Origin of the sequence: Actinospica durhamensis (assembly GCF_018139695.1) — a bacterium.
In the GTDB taxonomy this organism is placed as follows: Bacteria; Actinomycetota; Actinomycetes; order Streptomycetales; family Catenulisporaceae; genus Actinospica; species Actinospica durhamensis.
Genome location: NZ_JAGSOG010000012.1, coordinates 1 through 25,088, shown reverse-complemented (window position 1 = coordinate 25,088; position 25,088 = coordinate 1). Strand labels below are relative to the sequence as shown.

The window sequence follows — 25,088 nt, the reverse complement described above, 5'->3', positions numbered from 1 at the left end:
GTATCACGGTCCTGATCGGCGGGTGCGCCGCGCGGGTCAGTCGCCCGCCGTCGACCCCGCGCGGTGCTCGACCAAAGCGGCGAAGCGGTGCAGGGAGCGCAGGACGCCGTACTCGACGGCGGGGCGCAGCAGGGCGAAGGCGTGGGCGGCGGGGCGGCCGCCGGGGATGTCGAGGTCCTCGTACCAGGTCAGGGTCGTGCCGTCGGCCGGGTCTGCGGCGGGGACGAGTTCGAAGCCGCCGGTGCCGCGGACCACGGCGCCGGTGTGGCGCACGGCGCAGCGGCGCGGGGGGAGCCACTCGGTGACGACCATGGTGTCGAGGAAGCCGAGGCGGCCGAACCCGGTGAACGCCTCGATGCGCGCGCCGACGCCCCGGCCGTCGCCCTCGACCGTGCGCACGGTGGTGGCGGCGATCCACGTGCCCTGCGACTCCCAGTCGGTCAGCGCGGCCCACACCTGCTCGGGCTCGGCCCGTACCCGGACGCTGATCGAGACCAAGGACCGTCCTGGGATCCGCGGGTTCCTCGGGGCCATCGCGCCCACCTCCGTCAAGCTCGAACCGCCTGTCGTGGATCTCCATCCTGGCGGTAGGAGGGACCGAACGCCGGGAACAGGGGTTGCAGGGGTCGAGTGTCGGGTGTACGCCGGTGATCCGGCGCTGCACGCTGAAACTGCCGGACCCGGTAGCCGTAATGCGTACACGAGTGGTGATACCCGATGACGGACCCCTTCCCGAACAACGCCCCGATCTGCCTCGCCGTACTCGGCGCGGGCAGCGTGGGCACCCATATCGCCGCGCTGGGCGTGGGCCACGGCATGACCGTCGTGGTCGTCGCCGAGCCCGCGGCGCAGGAGAGTACGGCGGTGCGCGTCTGGCAGCGGCTCGGCCAGTTGCGCTCGCGCGGTACGGTGCCGGCCGGGGAGGGCGCCAGCGGGGCGCTGCTCGTGCGCTCGGGGCTCTCGGCGTTCCCGGTGGACGCGGTGTTCGAGGCGGTCTCGGAGCGGGCCGTGCTCAAGGCCAAGGCGCTGACCGAGGTGGTCCGCGACCTCGAGCCTGGCACGCCGCTGATCTCGTGTTCCTCCGGGATCCCGGTGGACGAGCTGGCCGACTGGGCCGGGCGGCCGCAGGACGTGGTCGGGGTGCTGCTGGGCGACGCGGACCTGCCGTCCGCGCCGATCGAGGTGGCGCGGGGGCGGCACACCGCGGACGAGACCTTCACCCGGGCCCGCGCGGTGCTCACCGCGCTCGGGTTCGAGCCGGTGGACGTGCTCGACGGGCCGGGCCGGGTGGCCGCGCGGGTGCTCTACCCGATGCTCAACGCCGCGGCCCGGCTGGCCGGGGAGAACGCGGCCTCGGTCGGGGACATCGACCGGCTGCTGAGCTGGTGCTTCGGCCCGCTCTCCGGCCCGCTGCGGTGCGTCGACCGGATCGGCATCGACACGCTCGTCGAGGCGCTCGAGCAGATCCACGCGCGCACCGGCGACCCGAGCTGCCTGCCCTGCGACACGCTGCAGCAGAAGCTGGCCGCGGGCGAGCTCGGGGTGAAGTCGGGGCGCGGGTTCTACGAGTACGAGGACTGAGTACCATCGGCCGTGCGAGACGGATACGGCGCCGGCCCGGCGGGGAGGTCTTCCCCGGCCGGGCCGACGCCGTGTGGTGCGCGTGTGCCGCGGCGGTGCGGGGCGCGGTCGGCGCCCCGCCGCCTGCGATCAGACCCCTGCCAGGATCGGCCGCCGTTCGGCCGACAGGGCGAGGGCCATGTCCGCCCGGGAGTTCACCCCGAGCTTCCGGTAGGCCCGGGTCAGGTGCTGTTCCACCGTGCTGACGGTGATGAACAGCCGCCTGGAGACCTCGCGGTTCGTGTATCCCTGCGCCACCAGGTCGGCCACCCGCTGCTCGGCGTCGCTGAGCACGCCGGCGTGCGAGGACTCGGGCGTGGCCGCGTCCACGGCGAGCCGGTCGGCCAGCGGCTGGGCGCCGCACTCCACCGCCAGCCGCCAGGCCTGACGGCCGATCACCTTCGCGCGGCGCTGCTCGCACAGCTCGTGGTAGGCGGCGGCCAGGTCGGCCAGGGACAGGGCGAGGGCGTAGCGGTCGGTGCCGGTCTGCAGGACCTCGACCGACTTGCGCAGCGTGTCCGGACGCGCGTGCACGTCCTGGGTCGCGGCGAGCACGCGCAGGGCTCCGCCGTAGGTGTTCGGCGAGTACGTGCGCCGGCAGCGGCGCAGCTGCTCCTCGGCCAGGGTGCGGGCGGCGTCGCCCTCGTCCCTGGCCAGGTGCGCCTCGGCCAGGTCGACCCGCCACGGCACCAGGCCGGGCACGTCCATCCGCCAGGCGGTGGCCAGCTCGCCGCAGTGCTCGAAGTCGGCCCGGGCGCCGTCGGCGTCCCCGGCGGCCAGCGCGCCGCGGCCGCGGGCGCGCAGGTAGTGCAGGCCGTAGCGGCTGGCCAGCATCGCCTCGGGCACCGGCAGGTTGAGCACCTCGGCGGCCTGCTCGTGCCGGCCCATCGCGGTCAGCGCGGTGAGCAGCACCGCGGCGCAGCCGCCCAGCGGCACGCCCCAGGCCTCCGGCGGGATCAGCTCGAGTCCGGCCGCGGCGTACTCGGCGGAGGCGGGCAGGTCTCCCTGGCGCAGCGCGATCTCGGCCCGGATCGCGCTCAGCCGGGCGTGCCGGCTGGGCGCCTGACGGGCCTTCGCCTCCTGGATCAGCTCGTCGCACCAGGGCGCGGCGCGCTGCGGCTGCTCGGCGTAGGTGAGGGCGAGCAGGGCGGATTCGACCGCGTCCATGCCCATGCCCTCGAGCCGGGTGCCGCGCAGGATCCGCTCGGCCTCCTGCACCACCTGCGCGGTCGGGCCGCCGCTGAGCACGTCGTCGAGGGCTGAGGCGGCGGCCAGCCGCCGGCGCCCCTCGGTGGTGACCGGGCGCACGGCCTGCTCGTCCTCGTCCTGCGGCGCGTAGGCGAGCAGCGGGGTGAACGAGCAGCGCAGCCAGGGGCGGGTGACCCGCAGTTCGGCGAGCGTCTCAGGGTCCGTGATCACGCCGCCCTCGGCCAGCCGGGAGAGCACCTCGGTGGCGGCGTCGATGCGCCCGTGCCAGAGCAGGGCGCGGGCCAGCACCAGCGAGTCTGCGCCGGACAGGTGGCCCGCGCGCAGGGCGTCGACCAGGGTGGACAGGTGCCGGGTGGGCGCGCCGGGGTCGGAGCGCCACTGGGCCCGCAGCAGCGTCGTGGTCAGCCTGGCCCGGTCCGGTTCGTCCGGGCAGGCCTCGCAGGCGAGCCTGAGGTAGTCCACCGCCGTGTCCACCCGTCCGGCCTCGAGCGCCTGGAGCGCGGCCTCCTCGAGGATCGGCACGGCCCAGGCCTGCGAGGAGTCGCCGGCCGCACCGAGGTGTTCGGCGATGACGGCGGCGGGCAGGCCGTCGCGGCGGCCGAGTTCGGCGGCGCGGCGGTGCAGGTCGGCCCGGACGGCGGGGGCGACGTCGGCGAGCGCGGCCTGACGGGCCGCCGGGTGGCGGAACCGGCCGGCCTCGAGGATGCCGGCCGCGTCGAGGCCGCGCACGGCCCGGTCGGTGGCCGCGGGGTCAAGGCCCAGCAGGCGGTCCACCCGCGCGGTGTCGCCGAGCACGGCCACGCCGTGCGCGACCGAGCACGCGGTCTCGCCGGAACGGTGCACCCCGCTGAGCACGGCCCGGGTGAAGCCGCCGCCGGGGCGCAGGAAGGAGGATCCGGCGCCATCAGCGTCCTGATCTATCACGCCGTCCGCGCCGTCCGCGCGCTCCGGGATCCGGGCGACGTCCTCGGCCGCGCCGCGCAGCAGCACCGGGCTGCCGCCGGTGGCGATGTAGCAGGCCTCGATGATGCTCGGGGCGGGCCGGCGCGGGCCGCAGGCCTCTGTCAGCAGCTCGGCCCCGGCGGCACGCTCGAGCCGGTGCAGCGGGATGTGGCGCGCGTGCGGCAGCCGCAGGACCTCGGCGCACAGCGCGGATCCGGCGGTGCCCTCCGGGGCGCCCTCGCCGAAGGCCAGCAGCATCCGTCCGGCCCGCAGCCGGCGGGCCAGGAAGCCGAGGCACAGGGCGCTGGCGGCGTCGGCGAACTGCACGTCGTCGACCACGACGACCAGCGGCTGCCGCGCCGCGAGGGCGAGCAGGCTCGCGCAGATCCGGCCGATGGCCTCGGCGTCCGCGGCGGTCAGCCGGGCGGGGCTCGGACCGGCCAGGCCGTCCGGGTCGGCGCCCGGGAGCATGGTCGCGGCGCCGTGGGCCACCAGCGCGGCCAGCTGCTCGCGCTCGGCCGGGGCGAGCGGGGCGGCGAGCAGGAACTGCTCGAACACGGCCAGCGGCAGCGCGCTCTCCGCCTCGCTGGCCACGGCGCTCAGCACCAGCGCCCCGGCCGCCGCCGCGTCCTCGGCGAACGCGTCGAGCAGCACGCTCTTGCCCACGCCCACCGCCCCGCCGACCACGATCGCGCCGCCGCGTCCCGCGAAGGCCGCCTCCCGTGCGGCCCCGAGCTCGGACAGCGCTTGTTCACGCCCGTAGAGCATGGTCGTATCCCTCCGTGTAGACGAACCCGGCCGGCTCGGCCGCATGCGTGGTGGACAGCGTCCTGACGGTGCCCTCGATCTCGATGTCGAGGACTGATTCGATCGGGTCGGCGCAGGTCCAGGTGCAGGCCCCGGCCCGGTGGGCGGCGGCGAGCACGGCGCGCCAGGCGGCGGTCTGCGGGTCGGCGTCGGTGCCCGCGCCCCAGTACTCGCGCGCGTCGAAGCGGCACAGGGCGTAGGCCGTGGTGGTCGCGGCGCCGTCGGGGCGGGCGCCGCCGACCGGGTCGGCCACCGCGTGCGCCTGCTCGACCTGCACGCCCCAGGGCGCCAGGGCCTCGGTGATCCCCGCGGCCACCGGCCCGAGCCGCTCCGGCTCGGCGCCGAGGCCGCACAGGTAGAGCGTGGTGGGGATCGGCGGCGGCGCGAAGGGTACGTCGGGTTCGCCCTCGGGTACGCTCATGTAAGTGTCCTCGAAGCAGTGCCGGATCTGCTCGGGGTCGAGGTCCGAGCCGTTGTGCTCGGCCAGCCGCTGCACCTCGGCGGCGAACTCGACCTGCAGCGTCCGGGGCAGGCGCAGGCCGTGCCAGGCGCTCATGATGTAGGCGATGCCGCCCTTGCCGGACTGGCTGTTGATCCGCACCACCTCCTCGTAGCCGCGGCCGAGGTCCTCCGGGTCGATCGGCAGGTAAGGGACCTGCCAGGGCAGTGCGCCCGGGGCCACGCCCGCGCGCTCGGCCTGCTCGGCCCGGCGGTCGAAGCCCTTGTTGATGGCGTCCTGGTGCGAGCCGGAGAACGCGGTGAACACCAGGTCCCCGGCGTAGGGGTGGCGTTCGGGCACGCGCTGGCCGGTGCACTCCTCGACGACCTGCTTGACCTGGTCGAGGTCGGAGAAGTCCACCCGCGGGTCGATGCCCTGGGTGTAGAGGTTGAGCGCGAGGGTGACCAGGCAGACGTTGCCGGCCCGCTCTCCCCCGCCGAACAGGCAGCCCTCGATCCGCTGGGCGCCGGCCAGCGCGGCGAACTCGGCCGCGGCCACGGCGGTGCCGCGGTCGTTGTGCGGGTGCACCGAGAGGCACACGTCCTCGCGGTAGGGCAGGTTGCGGTGCAGCCATTCGACCTGGTCGGCGAAGACGTTGGGGCCGTGGCGCTCGACCGTGGCCGGGAAGTTGAGGATCAGCTCGCGGCCGGGCTCGGGCTGCCACAGGTCGGCCACCGCCGCGCACACCTCGAGGGCGAACTCGGGCTCGGTCTCGTTGAACAACTCCGGGGAGTATTCAAATCCGAAGTCGCAGTCGCCCAGCAGTTCCCCGGCGTACTTCAGCAGGTGTGTCGCACCATTGACGGCCAGTGCCTTGCATTCCGGGCGGGACATGCCGAACACCACGCTGCGGAAGGTCGGGCAGGTGGCGTTGTACAGGTGCACCGTGGCCGCGCGGGCGCCGCGCAGGGCCTCCACGGTGCGGCGCAGCAGCTCGTCGCGGGCCGGCACCAGCACCGAGATGCGCACGTCGTCCGGGATCCGGTCGCGTTCTATCAACATTCTGACGAAGGCGAGCTCCTCCTCGCTGGCGGTGGGGAAGCCCACCTCGATCTCGCGGTAGCCCAGGCTCACCAGCAGGTCGAACAGCCGGGCCTTGCGGCGCAGGTCCATCGGCCGGGCCAGGGCCTGGTTGCCGTCGCGCAGATCGGTCGAGAGCCACCGCGGCGCGTGCTCGGGGCGGGCTCCGGGCCAGGCGCGGTCGGGCAGTTCGAGCACGGGCAGGGGTCGGTAGCGCTGGTGGCCCGCGGACGCCGTCAGGGGGGTAGTCCTCATCTTTCCACTCCTCGCTCGCGCACACCGTGAACCGGTTCGGCGCTCCGTCATGGCTCTGACTCACCCAGGGAACGGCCCCGGACCGGGGTGGCACAAGAGGGGTGCGATACAGGTACACCGGGGGTGCACCACAGGTCACCACGGGCACGACGGATAGGCTCACCGGACTGCACCTTCCGGCTCACTTCCGACCGTCACCGCACGTCGCAGGCCCATACTCGGCAACATCCCGGGTATCGGACCGCACCACCGCCGGACCAGCCGGCGCCCCCGGGAGACGCTCCAGGGAGACGAGGGGAAGATCATGATGCTGACGCTCAAGCGACTGTGGCTGTGCTTCCGGGAATCGCGGCCCGCCGTGCAGATGATCGTGCTCGCCCGCTTCGGCGCCGGAGTGGTGTTGGCGGGCGGGGCGAGCCGGCCGGCCGGGCGGATCGCGGTGTGCGCCTTGGCGTGGCTGTGCGGCACGGTCTCGATCTATGTGTTCAACGGATTGACGGACCGGCCCGAGGATGTGGCCAACGGCTCACACCGCCCGCTCGCCCGCGGCGCGCTGCCGGTGGGCTTCGCCACCGCGGTGACGGCGCTGACGGCGGGGGTGGCGGTGGCCGGGGCGCTGTGGGCGGGCCGCTGGCCGGCCCTGGTGATGGCCGGGTACATGGCCGTCGGCTACGCGTATTCGGGTCCGCCGTCCCCGCTCAAGAAGCACTGCGCCGGCGCGAGCGGCGCGGTGACGCTGATGGGCGTGGCCACCTACGTCTTCGGCTCGCTGGCGGCGGGCGGGCGGCCGGACGCGGCGCTGATCCCGTTCGCCACGGCCATGGCGCTGTGGATGGGCGCGGTCGGCGGGGTGGCCAAGGACCTGTCCGACGTGGCCGGAGACCGGGCCGCGGGACGGCGCACCTGGCCGCTGGCATTGGGCGAGAAGCGAACCAGGGTCCTGGTTTCCTTGTCCGCCTGCGCAATCGCGACCGGATTTCTGTGGAGTGGAAGGCACTTCGCCCCGCTGCTGGCCGCTCCGGCCGCCGCGCTGCTGTGCGGCGCCCTGGCCACCTGCGTGGCCTGCGTAAAGGCTCCGGCCGCGGCCTCGCGGGCGCGGCGGCGGCTGCCGTACCGCTCGTTCATGTGGACGCAGTACGCCTGCCACGCGGCGCTGGCCGGCGGTTGTATCGGAGTCCTGCATTGATTTCGGCGGCGTGCGATCGTATTGAGAGAAGAACAACCCTGATGTACGCTTTCCCTCACACGGGTCGGGCGACGCGGCGGGGGCGCCGGCGCCAGATATCTGGTCTCCGGACCACGGGGAACCGGGTGGGCTCGTGCCCCTATCGTCTGCGGCCCTCAGCGGAGACGTGCGGCTACCTGGGAGTAGTGTGTAGCGTGGTGGACGGGCAGCGAGGCAACGTCTCAGCCGACCGACAGCGGTACGCCGCCGCGCTCGAGGCCCGGGCCCCGCGCATCGTCGAGGATTTCAGCGCCGAACTGATCAAGTCGGGCAGCCTGCTGGCGGACGACCTCGACGCCTTCGACCAGACCGTGGCCCACTGCCGGCAGATCCTCGGGGACGTGATCGAGGTGGTGCGCGCGGACGTGCCGCGGCCGGTGCAGGGGATGGAACTGGCCATGGACATCGGTGTGGCCCGGGCCTCGGAGGGGGTGCACCCGAACGAGTCCATGCGCGCGGTCTCCCTGCTCTTCCGCACCATCCTCTCCGCCGCCGCCCAGGTGGCCGCGTTCGAGCCGGACGGCTGCGACCTGCTGGAGCGCGCCGCCTCCGCGCTCGAGTCCACCCTCAACCGCCGGGTGCAGATCGCCCTGGCCGGGTACACCAGGTTCCTGCTCAACCAGGTCTGCGACGCCCAGGCGGGCGAGCGGCGCCGGATCGCGCGGGAGATGCACGACCGGATCGGCCCGTGTCTGAGCCTGACCCACCGCCAGCTCGAGCTCTACCGCAGGTATCAGGACTCCCATCCGATCAAGGCGGACCAGAAGGTGGAGGCGGCTCAGCGGGCCATCGTCGACTCCATGCAGAATCTGCGGGCCCTGACCTCGGACCTCTACAGCACCGAGCCGTTCAAGTCGCTGGGCACCGCGCTGACGAACTTCCTGGACGGGTCCGAGGCGAACGGCGTGTCCGCGCACGTGCGGGTCAACGGCGACGAGTCCTGGGTGCCGGCCGACATCCTGGATGAAACCTACATGGTGCTGCGCGAGGCGGCGCACAACGCGCTCTCGCACGGCGAGCCCTCCACGGTGATCGTCAACGTCGACATCTCCCCGACCGAGATCCGCGCGTTCGTCGAGGACGACGGGATCGGATTCGAGGTGTCAGGGTCCACACACCGCGGTGGCGTGGGTATCCTCTCCATGAGGGAACGCACGAGGCTGATGGGGGGTACGTTGACCGTTCGCAGCAGACTGGGCAGCGGAACGCTGGTGGAGTTCGCCGTGCCCCTCCTCCCGGGATACCTCAGCGATGACGACTGAGCGGAAGATCACCGTCCTGCTCGTCGACGACCACGCGCTGGTGCGCGAGGGCGTGCGCGAGATCCTCTCGCTCGAGCCGGACATGGTCGTGGTGGCCGAGGCCGCGGACAGCGAGCAGGCCGTGGAGCGGGTGGCCGAGCACAAGCCCGACATCGTGCTGCTCGACGTGGAGATCCCGGGGCGCCACGCCACCGACACCGTCGCGCGCATCCGCACCGTCTCCCCGCGCAGCCGCATCATCGTGCTGAGCATGTACGACGGGCCGCAGCTGCTGCGCCGCCTGGTCGACGCCGGCATCCGCGGCTACCTGCTCAAGAGCGTGGACAGCCGGGAGCTGGTCGCGGCGGTGCGCGGGGTGCACCAGAACCCGGACCGGATGGTGATGGCCATCTCCCGGGAGAGCCTGTCGCAGATGCAGGACACGACCGAGAAGGCTTTGACGCAGAAGGAGATCGCCATCCTGCGGATGGTGGCCCAGGCGCTGAGCAACAGCCAGATCGCCAGCCGGCTGGACATGGCCGAGGCCACGGTCAAGCGGCACCTGCACAGCGTCTTCGTCAAGCTCGGCGCGGTCTCCCGGATCGACGCCGTGAACAAGGCCGTCGCCGCCTCGCTCATCAGCGCCCGTCCCGAGGACACCCCGGCCCGCCCGGCCACCGGCCGCGGACGGCGGTGACCCGGACGGGCCCGGGACGATCCCTCACTCCCCCGTCACCGCGAGCGCCCGGTCCACCAGTTCGGCGGCCGCGCCGGTGAAGTTCGCGGGGTCGCAGAGCTCTTCGAGGTCGTGCGGCAGGTGGCCGAGTCCTCGGCGCAGGACCTCGGCGAGCTCCTCGCCGGAGTCCGCGGCCTTCAGGCAGGCCTCGGTGACCAGCGCCCGCGCCTCGTCCTTGCCGAGTTCGGGGGCCAGGACCGCGGCGACGCGCTCGGAGACGAGCTGACCGCGGGTCAGGCCCAGGTTCCGCCGCATCCGGTCCGGGCGCACCTCGAGGCCCTCGGTCAGTTCGACCGCCGCCTGCGCCGCGCCGCCGGCCAGCCGCAGGCACTCGCGCAGCGGCAGCCACTCGGCGTGCCAGGCCCCGGCCGAGCGCTCGTCCTCGGCCGCCGCGCAGTGCAGCAGCACCGAGGCGTACGCCGGGACCTGGATCGCGGCGGAACGGATCAGGGTGGCCAGGACGGGGTTGCGCTTGTGCGGCATGGCCGAGGACGCGCCGCGACCCGCGGGCCCGGGCTCGGCCAGTTCGCCGACCTCGGTGCGGACCAGGGACTGCACGTCCGCGGCGATCTTGCCGAGCGCCCCGGCGGTGAAGCCCAGGGCCGCGGCCAGGTCGGCCGTCGGGGTGCGCAGCGCGTGCCACGGGATCGTCTGCGGGGCCAGGCCCGTCTCGTCGGCGAACGCCGCGACCAGCCGGACGTGGTACGGCTCGCCGATCCCGTCGATGTCGAAGGCCTCTGATTCCTTGAGCGAATCAGCCGACGAGTTCTCTGCGGGCGCGTTCTCCGCGGGCGCGTACGCCAGATAGCCGGAGAGCGTCCCGGCCGCGCCGCCCAGGGAGACCGGCAGCGCCTGCGCGGACTTGCGGTCCAGCAGCAGGCCCAGCCGGTGGTCGGCATCGAGCACGAGGCTGCGCCAGCCCGCCGCCTTGAGCCCGAACGTGGTCGGCACCGCGTGCAGGGCCAGGGTCCGGCCGGCGATCGCGGTGTCGCGGTGCGCGAGCGCCAGCACCGCGCAGGCCTGGGCGACCCGGGCCAGGTCGGCCCGGATGATCCGCAGGGCCCGCGCGCAGACCAGCATCGCGCCGGTGTCGAACACGTCCTGGCTGGTCGAGCCGCGGTGGACGTACTGGGCCGCCTCCGGGTGCTCGGCCCGCACCACGGCGCCGAGCGCGCGCACCAGCGCCACCACCGGGTTCGCGTTCTCCCGGGCCGCGGTGGCCACGGCGCGCAGGTCGAGCTTCTCGGCCCGGGCCGCGGCGGTGACCGCCGCGGCCGCGTCCGGGGGCACCGCGCCGAGGCGGGCCTGGGCACGTGCCAGGGCCGCCTCGGCGTCGAGCATCGCCTGGAGCCAGGCCTCATCGCTCACGGCGGCCTCCACCGCCGTCCCGGCGCGAACCGGGGAGAGCAGCCCGGAATCCTCCAGAACCCTCATATCAGCACTCCGGTCAGGTCCACCTCGGCCTCCGGCGGCCGCACCGCGGCGGGCACGCTGGTGGCCGGGGGCAGCGCCAGCACCGCCCGGGCGATCGCGTCCGAGTCGCCGAGGGTGACCGAGTCCACCCCGGGCCGGATCCCGGCCGCGGTGACCCAGTGCACGGACTCGGTCGGCACCCCGTAGGCGAACCGGCGCGGGTGCGCCCGGCCGCGCGCGTCGAGCAGCTGGTAGGGCCGCTCGGTGACGGCGAGGCCGCCGGTGACGTAGTCGCTGTGCTCGCCCGGGATCCGGTACGGCGCGGCCTGCTCTGTCTCGAGCAGGTGGCGCAGCAGCGGGTCCGCAGTGCGGCGCAGGTCGATCTCGGGCAGCCGGGCCTCGATCAGGGTCCTGGCCCGGATCGGCTCGCCGGGCACCTGCCGGCTGGAGGCGACGAACGCGGCGTCCGGTCCGGACTCCAGCCGGATCTCGGTGCCGGGGCCGGTCAGCTCCAGCACCCCGGCCTCGATCAGGGCGATCATCTCCTCGATCCGGGAGGCGGGCGGGCCGATGGACAGGAAGGCGTTGAGCGGGGTGTACCAGCCCTCGAGGTCGTCCCGGTAGGAGCCGCCCTCCAGACCCGCGTGGTCCACCGCGAGCCGGATCTCGTTGCGCAGGTCGCGCAGCACGTCGAGGGCGGACTTGAGCGGGCTGCTGAGGTTGCCGACGTCGGCCTCGCGCATGTCCCGCTCGAGGTAGCCGAGCAGCCAGGTGCGGAACTCGCGCCGGTCGGCGAACTCGCGGTCCCCGTGCGGGCGGGAGAGCGCCTGCCAGTCCCAGCGGTCGCCCTCGGCGATGCCGTAGAGGTCGAGCACCTCGGCCAGCTCGCCGTCGGGGGCGGCCAGGTAGTCGTCCAGGAAGGCCTCGCACTCGCGCTCGCCGAGCCCGCCCTGGCGCAGCAGCGTCGAGTAGTAGACGCTCTCCACCTCGCGGGCGATCACCCGCCACAGGTCGCGGCTGAAGTTGAGCGAGCGGTCGCCGTGCGCGCCGCGCAGTTCCCTGATGTAGGCGGGGGTGAGCAGCCGGGGCAGGTAGCGGCCGGTGGCGCCCTTCTCGTTGCGGCCGCGGGCGTGGTAGGGCACGCCGCGGCGGGAGAAGGCGACCAGCCGCGGCTCGCGGCCCGAGGGCTCGTAGACCAGCCGGTCCTCCGCGTCCCGGGTGTAGCGCCCGCCGCGCCCGGCGGTGAGCAGGGTCATGTAGTCGAAGAAGTTCAGGCCCAGACCGCGCAGCAGCACGTTCTGCCCGGGCTCGATCGCGTCGAGGTCCACGTCCGCGGGGTTCGAGGGCGTGATGTACGTCAGGTAGTGGATACGGGCGAGGCTCGCGGCGCGCGCCTCGCGCGGGGACAGGTGCACCGGCACGTGGCCCTGGGCCAGCACGATGGCGTCGAGGGCGTTCAGGCGCACCCCGTCCTCGAGCCGCAGGCCCTGGGGCCCGCCGGACACGCCCTGCACGTCCGCGATCGCCACCGCCCGCGAGCGGTGCACGACCACCTGCACGTGGGCCGGGGCGTTGCGCACGATGCGGTCGAACGCGTCCCTGAGGTAGCTGCCGTAGAGCGCCCGGGTCGGGTAGGTGTCCGGGCCGATCTCGCGCGCCTGCTCGATCACCGCCTCGTCGTAGCCGCCGAGTTCGCCCAGCAGGGCGAGGCCGCGGGCCCACTCGTAGAGCGAGGGTCCCGGCTCGATCGGGCCCTCGATCTGGGCGCTGTCGTCGGTGAACACGGTGATCTGCGAGGCGACCGTGTTCATCAGCAGGTGCTGGGACTGGCCGGTGCGCCAGACCGAGCCGGGGCCGGCCGCGACCGGGTCGATCACGTGCACGGTCACCCGCTCGTGGCCGGTGCCGGCGCGCTCGTTGGCGCACAGCCGCTCGAGCACGGACAGGCCGCGCGGTCCGCATCCGACGATGCAGATCTCCTTCACGCCGCGGGCGTTCACCGCATCACGCTCCGTTCCGTCAACTGTCGGGCCAGCTCGAGCCGGCGTACCTTCGCGGTCGCGGTGTGCGGCACCTCGTCGAGGCGCAGCAGCACCGGCGGGGCCATCGGGGGCAGGTCGCGCACCGCGGTGCGCCAGGCCTCCGGGTCGATCGGCTCGTCGCCGCGGGTGCAGATCACCGGGACCGCGGAGCGGTCCGGGCCCGGCACCACGACCACCTCGGTCAGCTGGTGCAGGCGGCTGAAGAGGGCGTCCTCCACCGCGAGCGTGCTGCCGAAGCCCTCGATGACGTCGACCTCGCGGTCGAGCAGGTGCACGCAGCCCCAGCGGGTGCGGTAGCCGACGTCGCCCATGCGCCACCACACCCGGCTCGAGGCCTGCTTGTCGTAGCGCTCCTGCTCGCCGAAGTACGTGACGATGCGTCCGTTGCTGGCGATCTCGATGAAGCCGGGGTTCTCCTTGGTCGAGCGCTTCTCGCCGCGGCGCACCACGTGCGCGCCGGTGAATCCATAGAACGGGACGCCGACACAGCGTCCGTCGCCGTCGGCGCCCTTGCGCCGCCGGTAGCTGCGGATGGTGACCGGCCCGATCTCGGACTGGCCGTACATCTGGACGAACATCGGCCGCCGGCGGGCGGTGGCCTCGAGCATCAGGCGCACGGTGCGCGGGTGGATGGCGTCGAAGGTGCTGGAGAAGACCTTCACGTTCGCCAGCGGACGGCGCGGGTCCTCGGCCAGCTCCTCCCAGGCCATGTACGTGTTCGGATGCGCCTCGAGCACGGTCGGGTTCTCGGCGGCGAACAGCGCGCCGACCATCTCCGGGTCCTCCTCGCGCATGGCGAGCACGTCGTGCCCCTGCAGCAGCGAGATCGGCAGCGCGGTGAACATCCGCGAGTGCACGAAGGAGACGTTGATGGCCACCACGTGCCTGCCGCGCAGCCAGAGCTTGGCCACGGTGGCCTGCGGCCGGTAGCGCGACTCGAGGCTGAACCCGGTGTGCACGGCCAGCTTCGGCACGCCGGTGGTGCCCGAGGTGTGCGTGATCATCGCGGGCAGGCTCGGCTCGCGCACCACCGCGGGGACCCGGGGCGCCCCGGCGTAGTCGGCCAGGGACACGGCCCGCGGGTGGGTACCCGCGGCCAGGATGACGGCGCGGGAGAGCTCGAAGACCTCCGCGGGCAGGTCCTGCTCCAGCTTGTCCTGGTCGGTCAGCAGCACCGGCCGGTCGGCCCGGCGCACCAGGGCGGCGACGGTCTCGCCGTCCAGCTTGGACGAGAGCAGGGCCGGGATGGCGCCGATGCGCGAGAGCGCGAGCGCCAGCAGGGTGATGTCGAAGCAGTGGCTCTTGTGCACGACCACGCGCTCCTCGGCGCGCACGCCGGCCGCGCTCAGCCGCGCGGCGAGCTCGTCGACCAGCTCGGCCCACTCGGCCACGGTGGCGCGGCGGGGGAAGTCGGGCACGACGTCGAGGTCGTGGTCGATCGTCAGGACGCTGTTCGGGTGGCGTGCCGCGGCCCGCTCGAAGATGGTGCCGAGGCGGATGCCGCGGTTGCGGACGCGTTGCAGGATCATCGCTTCTCCAGGATTTCCTTGATCCGGTCGAGCGTGGCCACCAGGTCGCCCTGGATCTTCTCGCCCCACTCGACGATGAACCGGGACCGGCCCTGCTCGCCCATGTCCTTGGTGATCTTCCGGATCCCCTCGGTGGGCTCGTCCATCTGGAACTCGTGGGCCAGCACGCTGCCGTCGCCCTCGGGCGCGACCACGAAGCCCCACACGCTCAGCTGGGTGCGGCCGGTCTCCTTGTCCCGCATGGCCCAGCGGAACTCGCGGTCCTGGCGGGCCACCACGACCTCGGCCTCGGTGGTCCACTCGCCGCGGATCAGCGGGGCCCAGCCGACCACGTCCTCGGCGCGGTAGTTCTCGCCCCGGAAGACCGAGCCGACCTGGGCGGGCTCGCCGATCCAGGCGCCGCCGGTGCACTCGGGGCTCCACTCGCCGCTGCGGCCGAGGTCGGTGACGAGGGCGTAGACGGTCTCCGGGTCGGCCGCCACCCGCACCTCGGCACGGTTGACGAACAGGGGCACGGTCGCGGTCGTGGACGCGCCGACCGTGCTGGTGTCAGGGGTGTGAGTTGTCATGCCGGGAGCATCGGCGCGGGGCCCGGAGCGGGTCAAAGGCCCGTGACGGCTTCAGTCAAGTCCCGCCGCGGGCCGGCGGCGGGCGGCGCCGGGCATCTGACAGATCGTCGTGTGACGCATTGGGTCCCGTGCTTCACCGTGCGCACACTGGAATCCGGGGCAGAGCGCATGCCCACTGACGTGTTCCCACGGCGGTGTCGTGGACCCGAGGAGTGAGATGGGGGATCATGCTAGCCGACATCGAGTTCAGTCAGCGCCCGGCCGTCCCCGCCCCCGAGCAGGTGACGCTGCTGGTGGTGATCGCCAACGAGCTGTTACGGCACGGGCTGATCAGTATGCTGCGAGGAGTGAAGACGGTCGCCGCGGTGACCGCGTGCGGCGACGAGCACGAGGCGCTCGAGCTGCTGGCCCGGCAACGCCCGGGCATCGTGGTGTGCCGTGCCTGTGATCCGTGTGCCGGCCCGGTGGCCGCGGCGGTGCGCGGGCACGGCGCCCGACTGCTGCTGCTGCTCGAGGACCTCGAGCTCGGCGCCGTCGACGAGACGACGATGCTGGCCGCGCAGGGATTCCTGATCCAGCGCGAGGCCACCTTGGACCGGCTGCGCGAGTCCGTGGACCGGCTGGCCGCCGGGGAGATCTCCATCCCGGCCGGCCTGGCCAGGGCCCTGATCACCCGCGGTGTCGGGGTCGGCGCCGGGCACGCGCGCGGCCTTTCCCTGACCGCCCGCGAGCACCAGGTGCTCTCCCTGCTCGCGCAGGGCCTGAGCAACAAGCAGATCGCGCGCCGGCTGACCATATCCGAGCACGGGGTCAAGCGCCACGTGACGAACCTGCTGGCGAAGATGGATTCGCCCAACCGCACCCTGGCGGTGGCCACGGCCCTGCGCCAGGGCCTGGTCACGGTGCCCAACGTGCCGTGACACAGAGCACTGCCTTGACGACCACTGCCATCCCGACCCTGCGACGAGGAGGTGCGGCCCGATGCGTGCCGCCTACATCGAACGGCTCGGTGCCCCCGAGGAGATCCGGTACGGGCACCTGCCGACGCCGGTGCCCGGCCCGACCGACGTGCTGGTGCGGGTGGAGGCGAGCACGGTCAACGCCGTGGACACCTTCCTGCGCTCGGGGGTCTACCGCACCCCGGTGCCCTTCCCCTTCGTGGTCGGGCGCGACCTGGTCGGCACGGTCGAACAGGCCGGGCCCGGCGTGACGGACCTGCGCCCGGGCGACCGGGTCTGGTGCAACAGCCTGGGCCACGAGGGCCGCCAGGGCGCCGCCGCCGACTACGCGGTGGCCGCCCAGGACCGGGTCTACCGGCTGCCGCCGGGCGTCGATCCGCTCGAGGCGGTCGCCCTCGGCCACCCGGCCGCCACGGCGTATCTGGGCCTGTTCACCCACGGCGGGCTCAGCGCCGGACAGGACGTGCTGGTGCTCGGCGCGGGCGGCAACGTCGGGGGCGCGATGGTGGCGATGGCGGCCGAAGCCGGCGCCCGCGTGATCGCCGTGGCCTCCGCCGCCGACGCGGACCACTGCCTCGAGCTCGGCGCCGCGCACGCCCTGGACTACCGCGCCGAGGACCTCTATCCGCGGATCGCGCGGCTGTGCCCCCAGGGGGTGGACCTGCACCTGGACTGCTCGGGCCGCAACGACCTGGAGGCCGCCGCGCGCTCGCTGGCCTGGCGCGGGCGCATCGTGCTGCTCGCGGGCGTGGCCACCACTCCGGTGCTGCCCGCCGGAACCCTCTACATGAAGGACGGCTCGATCCGCGGCTTCGCCATCTCCCAGGCCACCACCGGCGAGCTGGCCGACGCGGCCCGCTGTATCAATCGTCTGACGGCCGCGGGCCGGCTGCGCCCCCGGGCGCTGCGCCGGATGGCGCTGTCCGAGGCGGCCAAGGCGCACCGGGCGGTGGAGGAGGGCGGCCAGCACGGGCACCGCTACGTGCTGACCGTGGACGAGACGGACGAATAAGTACACTGTCCACCCAGACGGCGCCGGTGGCCCACCACCGGCGCCCGCTCTTCTCCGCACTCAGATCTCGATGATCAGAGCACACACGGCGACGGTCCGGCACTCGGGCAGAGTGCCGGACCGTCGTCACGTGTGGCTCAGGCCGCCCGCAGGCCGCCGAGCTGGCGCAGCCGCCCGCCGCGCGGGGCCGCGCGGTCCTGGCGGTGCGCCCGGGTCAGCGCCTCCACCGCGTAGGCCGCGGAGGCGAGGGTGGCGTGGCGGTGCCAGCCGGCGTAGGAGCGGCCGGTGAAGTCGCGCAGGCCGACCCGGTCCCCGATCCGGTCGTAGTCCGCGTCCACCTGCTGGATCAGGGTACTCATCCGGAACAGGGTGAGCAGCGGCGCGTCGGTCAGATCGGTGAGCCACAGCTGCGGTTCGGCGCAGCCGCGCTCCTCGATGGCCAGCAGCGAGAACTCCTCCGGGGCGCTCGGGCCGATCCGCCGCGCGGCCGGACGCCGGCCGATCGGGGTCACGTTCGACATCCGGGAGTTCCCGACGTTCCCCGCGTTCCCGCCGTGGGTGGCGGAAGCGGTTCCCGTGGCGGAAGCGGTTCCCGCGCCCGGCGCGCTGCGCTGGGCCGGGATCAGCCCGTCCGCCAGCAGCACCCGCCCGGCCGCGACCACGACGCCGGCGCTCATCTCGCCGTCCTCGCCCCGGTCCACCCAGGGCGCGGCGGTGCGGCGGGTGCCGCGCAGCACGCGGTGCAGCTCGCCGGCCGTGGCGATCCGGCGGCCGCCGTCGCGCGGCGCGGGCGGGCTGACCAGCCGCTGCTCCGGGTCGACGCGCACCAGCACGGACAGGCCGGCCGCGCGCAGCCTGCGCAGCGCCCAGCCGACGTCCGCGCCGCGGGCGTCGAGCACCACCGGCCGGCTCTCCAGACCCCACGCGGTGGCGGTCTCGAGCACCGTCTCGACCAGGCATTCGTGCAGTGATTCGGCGCGCGCCGTCTCGGGTACGGCGCACCGGCTGCGCTGGCCGGCGTCGGCCAGCCAGCTGCCGGTGAGGTGGATGCGCCAGTTGACCGGGCAGTTGACCGACGGGGAGGCCACCCAGAGCCCGACCACCTGCTGGGCGTTGACGGCGCGGCCCAGCGCGGGCACGAACCGCCGGTTGACCCCGACCGCGCCGGCCCCCGACTTGGGGATCACCACCGGCCGGGCCACCCAGACACTCGGCGTCCAGGACTCGGTCACCCGGCGCGCCAACGCGCGGCGGGCGGCCGACCAGTCCCAGGACGAGGCGTTCACGAAATGGTGCAGACTCTGCTCGTTCGCCTGCCCGCCGCTGTGCGCGGCCAGGTTGCGGGCCGACTTGCGTCCGTCCGCCTCGAGCAGTCCGTGCAGATACTCGGCGCCCGCGCGCCGTTGGTCGCTGCGCGGCAGAACTTCCAACACAGCCGAGCTGACCTGCTGGAACAGTCCCTCCGACGCACGCTCACACGCCCCCGAAGACATGCTGCGCACGGCGTGCACCGTGGCGTCGGTTCCCGTACTCTTCTTCACCACCTGAAATCCCGCTCCTTATAGATCGGACAGGTTTCGGTGACGTCAGGGCCCTTTCGTCGTCCTCGACCACGCTAACCTCCGGCGCCCCGCCCGAGCAGGTCCGCAGCCTGCGATCTCACCCCTGTTCCGGGTCCCGGCACCCCGAGGCGGGCCCCGGAGTTGACAGATCGGCGCCCGTCCGCGGGTCGCGGCCCGGTCCCGGCGTCGATACTCACAGCGACGAGGAGCCGGCCCACGCCCGCCGGCCCGCCACGGGAGCGACGAAAATGACTGATGACGTATTCGAATGCAGCGTGGTGATCCCGACCTACAACCGGGCCGGGCTGCTGCGCCACACCCTCGAGTCGCTGTGCCGCCAGACCGTGCCGAGCAACCGGTTCGAGGTGGTGGTCGGCGACGACGGTTCGAGCGACGAGACCGCCGAGGTCGTGGACGGGTTCCGGACCCGGCTCAACCTCCAGTACCACGTGCAGCCGGACGAGGGGTTCCGCGCGGCCGCGGCCCGCAACCTCGGCGTGCGCAACGCGCGCGGAGAACTGTGCGTGTTCCTCGACTCCGGCCTGCTCGCCGACAGCGGCCTGCTGGCCGCGCACCTGACCGCGCACGCGGCGATGGCGCGCCCGCAGGCGGTGATCGGCTACATCTACGGATTCGCCAACGACACCGTCCACCTCGAGGAGGTCGCGCGGCTGGCCGACCCGCGGGATCCGGACGGCACCGCGCGGCGGATGGCCGGGATCCCGCACCTGTGCGACATGCGCGAGGAGTTCTACTCCAAGTACGGCGACGAGTTCGACTGGGTCCCGGCGCCCTGGCTGGTGTTCTGGACCGCGAACGTCTCGGCCCGCACCGAGCAGATCCGCCGGGTCGGGATGTTCGACGAGAACTTCCGCTCCTGGGGCGCCGAGGACCTGGACCTGGGCTACCGGCTGCACCTGGACGGCGCCCGGTTCCGGCTCGAGCGCACGGCCCGCACGGTGCACCTGCCGCACGGCAAGGACAGCGAGGCCATCCGGCACTCCGCGGCCGTGAACTACCGCTACATGGCGCGCAAGTACGGCACCCCCTACAGCCGCCTGCTGCCCCTGTTCCCTTACATCAATCCCATGACGACGAACGACGTGATCGAGCGGTACGGCATCCCGGACACCGCTCCGTCCTGGTGGAAGGGGCGATAGGCATGGCCACATTCCTCTGGGCGTGCTGGGACGGCGGGGGACAGATCCCGCCGAGCCTGGGCATCGCCCGCCGGCTGGCCGCCCGCGGCCACGAGGTCGTGTTCGCCGGGCAGCAGGAGATGGTGCCGCGGGTCACCGCGGCCGGCTTCGAGGGGATCGAGCTGCGCACGGTCCCGGACGAGCAGGCACGTTACGCCTGGCACCCGCTCGGCGCGGTGCTGGGCTTCCTGACCTCCCCCGTCGTCGGCGAGGAGGTGCTCGGGCTCGCCAGGTCGCGCCGTCCGGACGCGGTGATCCTGGACGCGAAGTTCAGCGCGGCGCACTGCGTCGCGCCCGAACTCGGCGTGCCGAGCGCGGTGATGCTGCACAGCTACTTCCATCGCAGCTTCGGCTCCTGGCTCGAGCACATGCGCTACCAGAGCGGCGTGCGCATGGGCAGCGGATTCCCGGCGCTGCCGTCGATCGCCCAGCTGTGGGGAGCGGCCGACCTGGTCCAGGTCAACACCCTGCGCGAGCTCGACGGACCGGACCGCACCCGCCTGTCGACCGTGCGCCACGGCGGCCCGATCCTCGAACTCGACCCGCGCGGCGCCCAGGCGGCCGGCGCGGCCACGGCCGAGCCCCCGGGCACCGACCCGCTGGTCGTGGTCTCCTTCAGCACCGCCGAATCCCAGGCCGACGCGGACAAGCTGCAGCGCACCCTCGACGCCCTGGCCCCCCTGCCGGTGCGCGTGGTCGCGACCACCGCGATGGTCGATCCGCGGTCCCTGCGGGTGCCGGCCAACGCCCGGGCCGTGCGCTTCGCCCCGCACGACGAGCTCATCCGCCGCGCCCGCCTCGTGGTCACGCACGGCGGCCACGGCACCGCGATGCGGGCGCTGGCCCACGGTGTCAACCTCCTGTGTGTCACCGCGTTCGACCCCGACGGCTCCGGCCGGGTCCCGCTCGACCAGGCGCACACCGCCGTGATGGCCGAGGAGCTCGGCGTCGGCCGGTTCGTGCCCGCTGACGCCGCGCCCGAGCGCATCCGCGAGGCCGCCGCGCACCTGCTGGCCTCAGCAGCCTGCCACGCCAACGCCCGGCACACGGCCGGCCTGATGGCCGCGGTGGACGGCGCCGGCGTCGCGGCGGACCGGCTCGAGGCCCTGGCCGACGGCTGGCGCCCCGCCCTCGAACCGCTCACCCCGGCCTTCGCGACCCTCGGCTGAGGCGCCGCCCACGGCTCGGGCCACTCACGCACGTCTTGCCCCACCGATCGAACAGGAGTGATCATGTCGAGCCAGGGACCGGGCGCGTACGCATGCGCCGTCGTGGTGTACGTCGTCGAACCGTGGCACCGGGAGGCCCTCGGCGCCACGCTGAGCGCGCTGGCCGGGCAGGACCCGCCCGCGCAGGGCGCCTTCGAGACGGTCGTCGTCGGGGCCTTCCATCCGGAACTCGACGCGGTCGTGGCCGACGCCCGCCGCATCATCGACCTGCGCTTCGTCTGCCTGCCCGCCGGGGACCTGACCGTGGCCAAGGCGCTCGACGCGGCCCTGCCCGCTCTGAGCGCGCCGCTGTGCGTGCTGGTCGAATCCGGCGTGGCCCTGGCCGAGAACGCCGTGGCCGCGCACCTGGCCGCGCACGCCGCGCACGAGGGTCCGGCCGTCGTGTGCGGCCGGATCCTGCGCGAGGTCGAGCCCGCCGTCGGCGGCCCGGCCGAGTTCGAGCCGGACGCGCTCGACCCGGCCGAGCGGCTGTTCGCGCGCCTGGACGGCGGTGCGGACGGGCTCGACGCGCCCGCGCCCTGGATGGCGCTGCGCCTCGGCCACGTCTCGGCGCCGGCCGAGCTGCTCGCCGCGGTCGGCGCCGCCGACAGGACCCTGATCACCACCGAGGGCGCCGGGCTCGAGCTCGGCTACCGGCTGCACCGGGCCGGCGCCGCCTTCGTGCTCGACCGGCAGGCCGTGGGCGTGCGCACCGCCGAACCCCGGCCCAGCGTGCACGAGCCGCGCCGCGCGGACGCGGACCGGATGCGGATCGCGGAGCTGTACGACACCCCGATCACCCGGCTGCTTCCGCTCTTCCCGTACCTCGACTTCGCCACCATGAACGACCTGATCGGCGCGCTGTCCCTGCCGGACTGCGCGTCCTATCGGGAACTGCGCGAGCGCCGCAACGCCCGCGCCGCGGCCTGAGGGAGGGCCCCGACATGACTGAGCGCCTACGCCTCTATCTCGCCGCACTGCGATCCATCCTGCGGCTGATGCCGCGCACCGGAGCGGGGCTCCCGCTGCTGCTCGGCACGCTCTACTTCATCCAGGGCCTGCTCCCGGTGGCCTTCGTCCTCGGCACCGGCGTCGTGCTCGGCCGGGTGCCCGCGGCCGTGGCCGGCGGCCCGGACTCGGCCGCGTGGAGCGCGCTGACCCGGGCGTTCATCGCCTCGGCCGGCGTGTTCGTGCTGCAGCAGCTGCTGCTGCCGCTGCTGACCTCGCTCGGCGAGCTGCTGGCCCGCCGGATCGACGGGCTGATCTACCGCGAGCTGATGGACGCCAGCCTCGGCAGCCCCGGCGTCGCCGTGCTCGAAGACGAGCAGGCGGTGGCCGACCTGCGCTCGGCCGCGAGCGAACTCGAGTTCGCGGTGCAGAGCCCCGGCCAGGCCTGCGCCGGGCTGCTGGCCCTGCTCAACCGGACCGTGCAGCTGCTCGGCTACGTCGTGGTGATCGGCGTGGTCTTCAACTGGCTCGCCGCTCTCGGCGTGGCCGCGGCCGTGCTCGTCTTCCGCTACGGCCAGACCCGCGGCCTGAACCGCTACGCCGAGGCCCGGGTACAGTCCGACGGCGCGCGCCGCAAGGCCGAGTACCTGCGCTCGGTGGCCGCGGGACCCGGCGCGGCCAAGGAGATCCGGGTGTTCGGCCTGGCCGGCTGGCTGATCGAGCAGATGCGCGAGGCCACCCTGGAGTTCCTCGGACCGGTCTGGGCCGCGCGTCGCAGAATCCTGCTGAAGCCGTTCATCGGATACACCCTGTGGGGGCTGTGCGCCACCGTCTTCGCCCTGGTCCTGCTCGGCCGGCACGGCGCGCACGGCCTGGCGCTGACCCGGTTCGCCATCGCCGCGCAGGCGACCCTGGGCGCGCTGCGGCTGTCCGAGTACTACCCCGAGGCCGACCTGCAGATCGCCATCGGCATGCGTGCGTACGAGGCGCTGCACCGCTTCCAGGCGGCCGCCGGCGCGGTGCCGCAGCGGGCCGCCACCGCGACCGCGGCGGCCGAGCGGGCCGAGCGCTGCCCGGCTCCGACCGAGGCGATCCGGTTCGAGAACGTGCGCTTCGCGTATCCGGGCTCTGACCGCCCGGTGTTCGACGGCCTCGACCTGACCATCCCGGCCGGCAAGTGCACCGCGCTGGTGGGCGTGAACGGCTCGGGCAAGACCACCCTGGTCAAACTGCTGGCCCGCCTCTACGACCCCGACGGCGGCGCGATCCGCTCCGACGGGGCCGACGTGCGCGGATACGAGCACCAGGACTGGCGTTCCCGGCTGGCCGTGATCTTCCAGGACTTCGCCCGCTACGAGGTCAGCGCCGCCGACAACATCGGCTACGGCGCGATCGAGCAGCTCGAGGACCGGACCGGGCAGCGCGCCGCCGCCGAGGCGGTGGGCCTGACCGAGACCCTGGACCGGCTGCCGCGCGGCCTCGAGACCCCGATGGCCCGGCACCTGCCCGGCGGCGCGGACCTCTCCGGCGGCCAGTGGCAGCGCCTCGCCCTGGCCCGCGCCCTGTTCGCGCTGCGCCACGGCGCCTCGGTACTCGTCCTGGACGAGCCCACCGCCAGCATGGACGTGCGGGCCGAGACCCGCTTCTACCACCAGTTCGCCCGCCTGGCCGAGGGCGCCACCACCGTGCTGATCTCGCACCGCTTCGCCACCGTGCGGCACGCCGACCACATCGTCGTGCTCGAACACGGCCGGGTGATCGAGCAGGGCGACCACGCCTCGCTGCTCGCCCTCGACGGCCGCTACGCCACCCTCTTCCGCCTCCAGGCCGACCGGATGGCCGGCTCCGGCGACGCGGGCGACCCGGTCGACCTGGACGACGGCGAGCTCGAATCCGACCTCGACGCCGAGGTGGACGCCGATCTGAACGCCGATCTGGACGTCGGCCTCGACGAGGATTCCGACCCTTTCACAGCGTCAACGGACACCGCGCACGCCGCGGGCCGGGCCACCGCGCCCGAGAAGACGGAGGTGGCCTGATGAAGGGCGCACTGAGCGGCTCGTGGCGGATGCTGGCCACGGCCTGGCGGATCGACAGGGTACGTACCTGCGTGGCGCTGGTGCTGGTCATCCTGGCCGCGGTGGCCGCACCGCTGCTCGCGGCCGTGCTGCGCTGGATGACCAACTCGGCCGCGGCCGGCGAGGGCGGCGCCGCGACCCTCGCGGGCGCGGCCCTGGCCACGCTGGCTCTGGCCAACATCACCTTCGGACACTTCGCGCACATCGCCTACTTCGAGCTGTCCGAGCTCGCCGAGGTAGACTTCGACCGCGAACTGGCGATGATCTCCAACGGCACCCGCGGCATCGAGCACCAGGAGGACCCGGCCCTGGCGGACACCATGGCCCTGCTGCGGCAGGAGTCGCGCCGCTACCGGGCCGGCTTCGAGGCGCTGCTCAACTGCACCGGGCTGCTGCTGGCCATGGTGATGACGGCCGTGCTGCTCGCCCGGCTCGACCCGTGGCTGCTGCTGCTCCCGCTCGCCGCACTCCCCCCGCTGCTCACCGGCCGCGCCGCGGAGGAGCGGATGGACCGGGCGCGCGAGGCCTCGGCCGGAGACACCCGCGTCGCGCTGAACCTGTTCCACCTCTCCACCTCCCCGCGCGTGGCCGGAGAACTGCGCGTGTTCCGGCTGCGCGGCGAACTGCTGGACCGGCACGACCGGCTCTGGCGCGCCGGCACCCGCACCCTCTGGCGCGGACAGCTCTCCGGCACCGCGCTGCGCATCCTCGGCCAGGTCATCTTCGCCCTCGGATACGCCGCGGCCGTGCTGCTCGTGGTGCGCGACGCCGCCGAGGGCCACCGCAGCGTCGGCGACGTGGTGATGGTGGTGGTACTGGCCGCGCAGGTGAACCAGCAGGTGACCACCGCGAGCGTGCTGCTGCAGAGCCTGCAGCGGATGTCGGCCACCTACCGCAGGCTGGACCTGGTGCGCGACCGCGTCGCCGAGATCGAACAGGCCGCCGCCCGGCCGCAGGCCGCTGCGGCCGCGGCTCCTGCGACGTCTGCCGCGATGACCTCGCCTCGCCCCACCCC

18 protein-coding genes and 1 pseudogene are annotated in these 25,088 nt (G+C 73.8%); 11 read left to right on the top strand and 8 right to left on the bottom strand.

Annotated elements, in window-relative coordinates:
* Positions 1-36 precede the first annotated feature (36 nt).
* Complete coding sequence (locus tag KDL01_RS04570) at positions 37-498, bottom strand: SRPBCC family protein (protein ID WP_212527046.1); 462 nt, start codon at positions 496-498, stop codon at positions 37-39.
* A gap of 219 nt (positions 499-717) precedes the next feature.
* Between KDL01_RS04570 and KDL01_RS04565 the strand changes: the two genes are divergently transcribed.
* Positions 718-1,581, top strand: coding sequence for a 3-hydroxyacyl-CoA dehydrogenase family protein (locus KDL01_RS04565; RefSeq protein ID WP_212527045.1), 864 nt, complete (start codon positions 718-720; stop codon positions 1,579-1,581).
* A 129-nt stretch (positions 1,582-1,710) separates the two neighbouring features.
* Here the strand turns inward: KDL01_RS04565 and KDL01_RS04560 are convergent, their stop codons facing one another.
* Both KDL01_RS04560 and KDL01_RS04555 read right to left on the bottom strand, forming a co-directional pair.
* Positions 1,711-4,539, bottom strand: a complete 2,829-nt coding sequence (locus KDL01_RS04560; protein ID WP_212527044.1) for a helix-turn-helix transcriptional regulator — start codon at positions 4,537-4,539, stop codon at positions 1,711-1,713.
* Positions 4,523-6,352: a 2-isopropylmalate synthase gene (locus KDL01_RS04555; RefSeq protein ID WP_212527043.1), complete on the bottom strand. Its 1,830-nt coding sequence runs from the start codon at positions 6,350-6,352 to the stop codon at positions 4,523-4,525. Before KDL01_RS04555 ends, KDL01_RS04560 begins: the two co-directional genes overlap by 17 nt.
* A 304-nt stretch (positions 6,353-6,656) precedes the next feature.
* On the opposite strand from KDL01_RS04555, the gene KDL01_RS04550 reads away from it, so the two are divergent.
* The 3 genes from KDL01_RS04550 to KDL01_RS04540 all read left to right on the top strand — a co-directional run bounded on the left by KDL01_RS04550 (position 6,657) and on the right by KDL01_RS04540 (position 9,515).
* On the top strand, positions 6,657-7,538 hold the full coding sequence (locus KDL01_RS04550) for a UbiA family prenyltransferase (protein WP_212527042.1): 882 nt from the start codon (positions 6,657-6,659) through the stop codon (positions 7,536-7,538).
* Positions 7,539-7,735: 197 nt separating this feature from the next.
* Positions 7,736-8,839, top strand: coding sequence for a sensor histidine kinase (locus KDL01_RS43040; RefSeq protein WP_212527041.1), 1,104 nt, complete (start codon positions 7,736-7,738; stop codon positions 8,837-8,839).
* On the top strand, positions 8,829-9,515 hold the full coding sequence (locus tag KDL01_RS04540) for a response regulator (RefSeq protein WP_212527040.1): 687 nt from the start codon (positions 8,829-8,831) through the stop codon (positions 9,513-9,515). Before KDL01_RS43040 ends, KDL01_RS04540 begins: the two co-directional genes overlap by 11 nt.
* Positions 9,516-9,539: 24 nt before the next feature.
* Here the strand turns inward: KDL01_RS04540 and KDL01_RS04535 are convergent, their stop codons facing one another.
* The 4 genes from KDL01_RS04535 to KDL01_RS04520 are packed head-to-tail and all read right to left on the bottom strand — an operon-like array spanning position 9,540 to position 15,107.
* Positions 9,540-10,988, bottom strand: a complete 1,449-nt coding sequence (locus KDL01_RS04535) for a nitrosuccinate lyase (RefSeq protein WP_212527039.1) — start codon at positions 10,986-10,988, stop codon at positions 9,540-9,542.
* Entirely contained in the window at positions 10,985-12,967 is a 1,983-nt protein-coding gene (locus KDL01_RS04530; RefSeq protein WP_212527038.1) for an FAD/NAD(P)-binding protein, read from the bottom strand. The genes KDL01_RS04535 and KDL01_RS04530 overlap by 4 nt, the downstream gene beginning before the upstream one ends.
* Positions 12,964-14,538 (bottom strand): class I adenylate-forming enzyme family protein, encoded by a 1,575-nt coding sequence (locus tag KDL01_RS04525; protein ID WP_212527037.1) that lies wholly within the window; start codon positions 14,536-14,538, stop codon positions 12,964-12,966. The genes KDL01_RS04530 and KDL01_RS04525 overlap by 4 nt, the downstream gene beginning before the upstream one ends.
* Positions 14,535-15,107: an SRPBCC family protein gene (locus KDL01_RS04520; RefSeq protein ID WP_212527036.1), complete on the bottom strand. Its 573-nt coding sequence runs from the start codon at positions 15,105-15,107 to the stop codon at positions 14,535-14,537. Before KDL01_RS04520 ends, KDL01_RS04525 begins: the two co-directional genes overlap by 4 nt.
* Positions 15,108-15,334: 227 nt before the next feature.
* On the opposite strand from KDL01_RS04520, the gene KDL01_RS04515 reads away from it, so the two are divergent.
* Positions 15,335-16,027 (top strand): response regulator transcription factor, encoded by a 693-nt coding sequence (locus KDL01_RS04515; protein ID WP_212527035.1) that lies wholly within the window; start codon positions 15,335-15,337, stop codon positions 16,025-16,027.
* 61 nt (positions 16,028-16,088) lie between these two features.
* Positions 16,089-17,078: an NADPH:quinone reductase gene (locus tag KDL01_RS04510; RefSeq protein WP_212527034.1), complete on the top strand. Its 990-nt coding sequence runs from the start codon at positions 16,089-16,091 to the stop codon at positions 17,076-17,078.
* A gap of 137 nt (positions 17,079-17,215) precedes the next feature.
* Here the strand turns inward: KDL01_RS04510 and KDL01_RS04505 are convergent, their stop codons facing one another.
* Positions 17,216-18,622: an IS701 family transposase gene (locus KDL01_RS04505; protein ID WP_212527033.1), complete on the bottom strand. Its 1,407-nt coding sequence runs from the start codon at positions 18,620-18,622 to the stop codon at positions 17,216-17,218.
* Between the two features lie 266 nt (positions 18,623-18,888).
* Here KDL01_RS04505 and KDL01_RS04500 point away from each other — a divergent pair, with 266 nt between their 5' ends.
* From KDL01_RS04500 to KDL01_RS04480, 5 genes and pseudogenes are all read left to right on the top strand, one after another.
* Positions 18,889-19,800, top strand: coding sequence for a glycosyltransferase (locus KDL01_RS04500; protein WP_212527032.1), 912 nt, complete (start codon positions 18,889-18,891; stop codon positions 19,798-19,800).
* A gap of 2 nt (positions 19,801-19,802) precedes the next feature.
* On the top strand, positions 19,803-21,008 hold the full coding sequence (locus KDL01_RS04495; protein ID WP_212527031.1) for a glycosyltransferase: 1,206 nt from the start codon (positions 19,803-19,805) through the stop codon (positions 21,006-21,008).
* A gap of 63 nt (positions 21,009-21,071) precedes the next feature.
* On the top strand, positions 21,072-21,977 hold the full coding sequence (locus KDL01_RS04490; RefSeq protein ID WP_212527030.1) for a hypothetical protein: 906 nt from the start codon (positions 21,072-21,074) through the stop codon (positions 21,975-21,977).
* A 14-nt stretch (positions 21,978-21,991) separates the two neighbouring features.
* Positions 21,992-24,034: an ABC transporter ATP-binding protein gene (locus KDL01_RS04485; RefSeq protein WP_212527029.1), complete on the top strand. Its 2,043-nt coding sequence runs from the start codon at positions 21,992-21,994 to the stop codon at positions 24,032-24,034.
* Positions 24,034-25,088: pseudogene (locus KDL01_RS04480) on the top strand (ABC transporter ATP-binding protein); the annotation flags it as partial. The gene KDL01_RS04485 and the pseudogene KDL01_RS04480, both read left to right, overlap by 1 nt.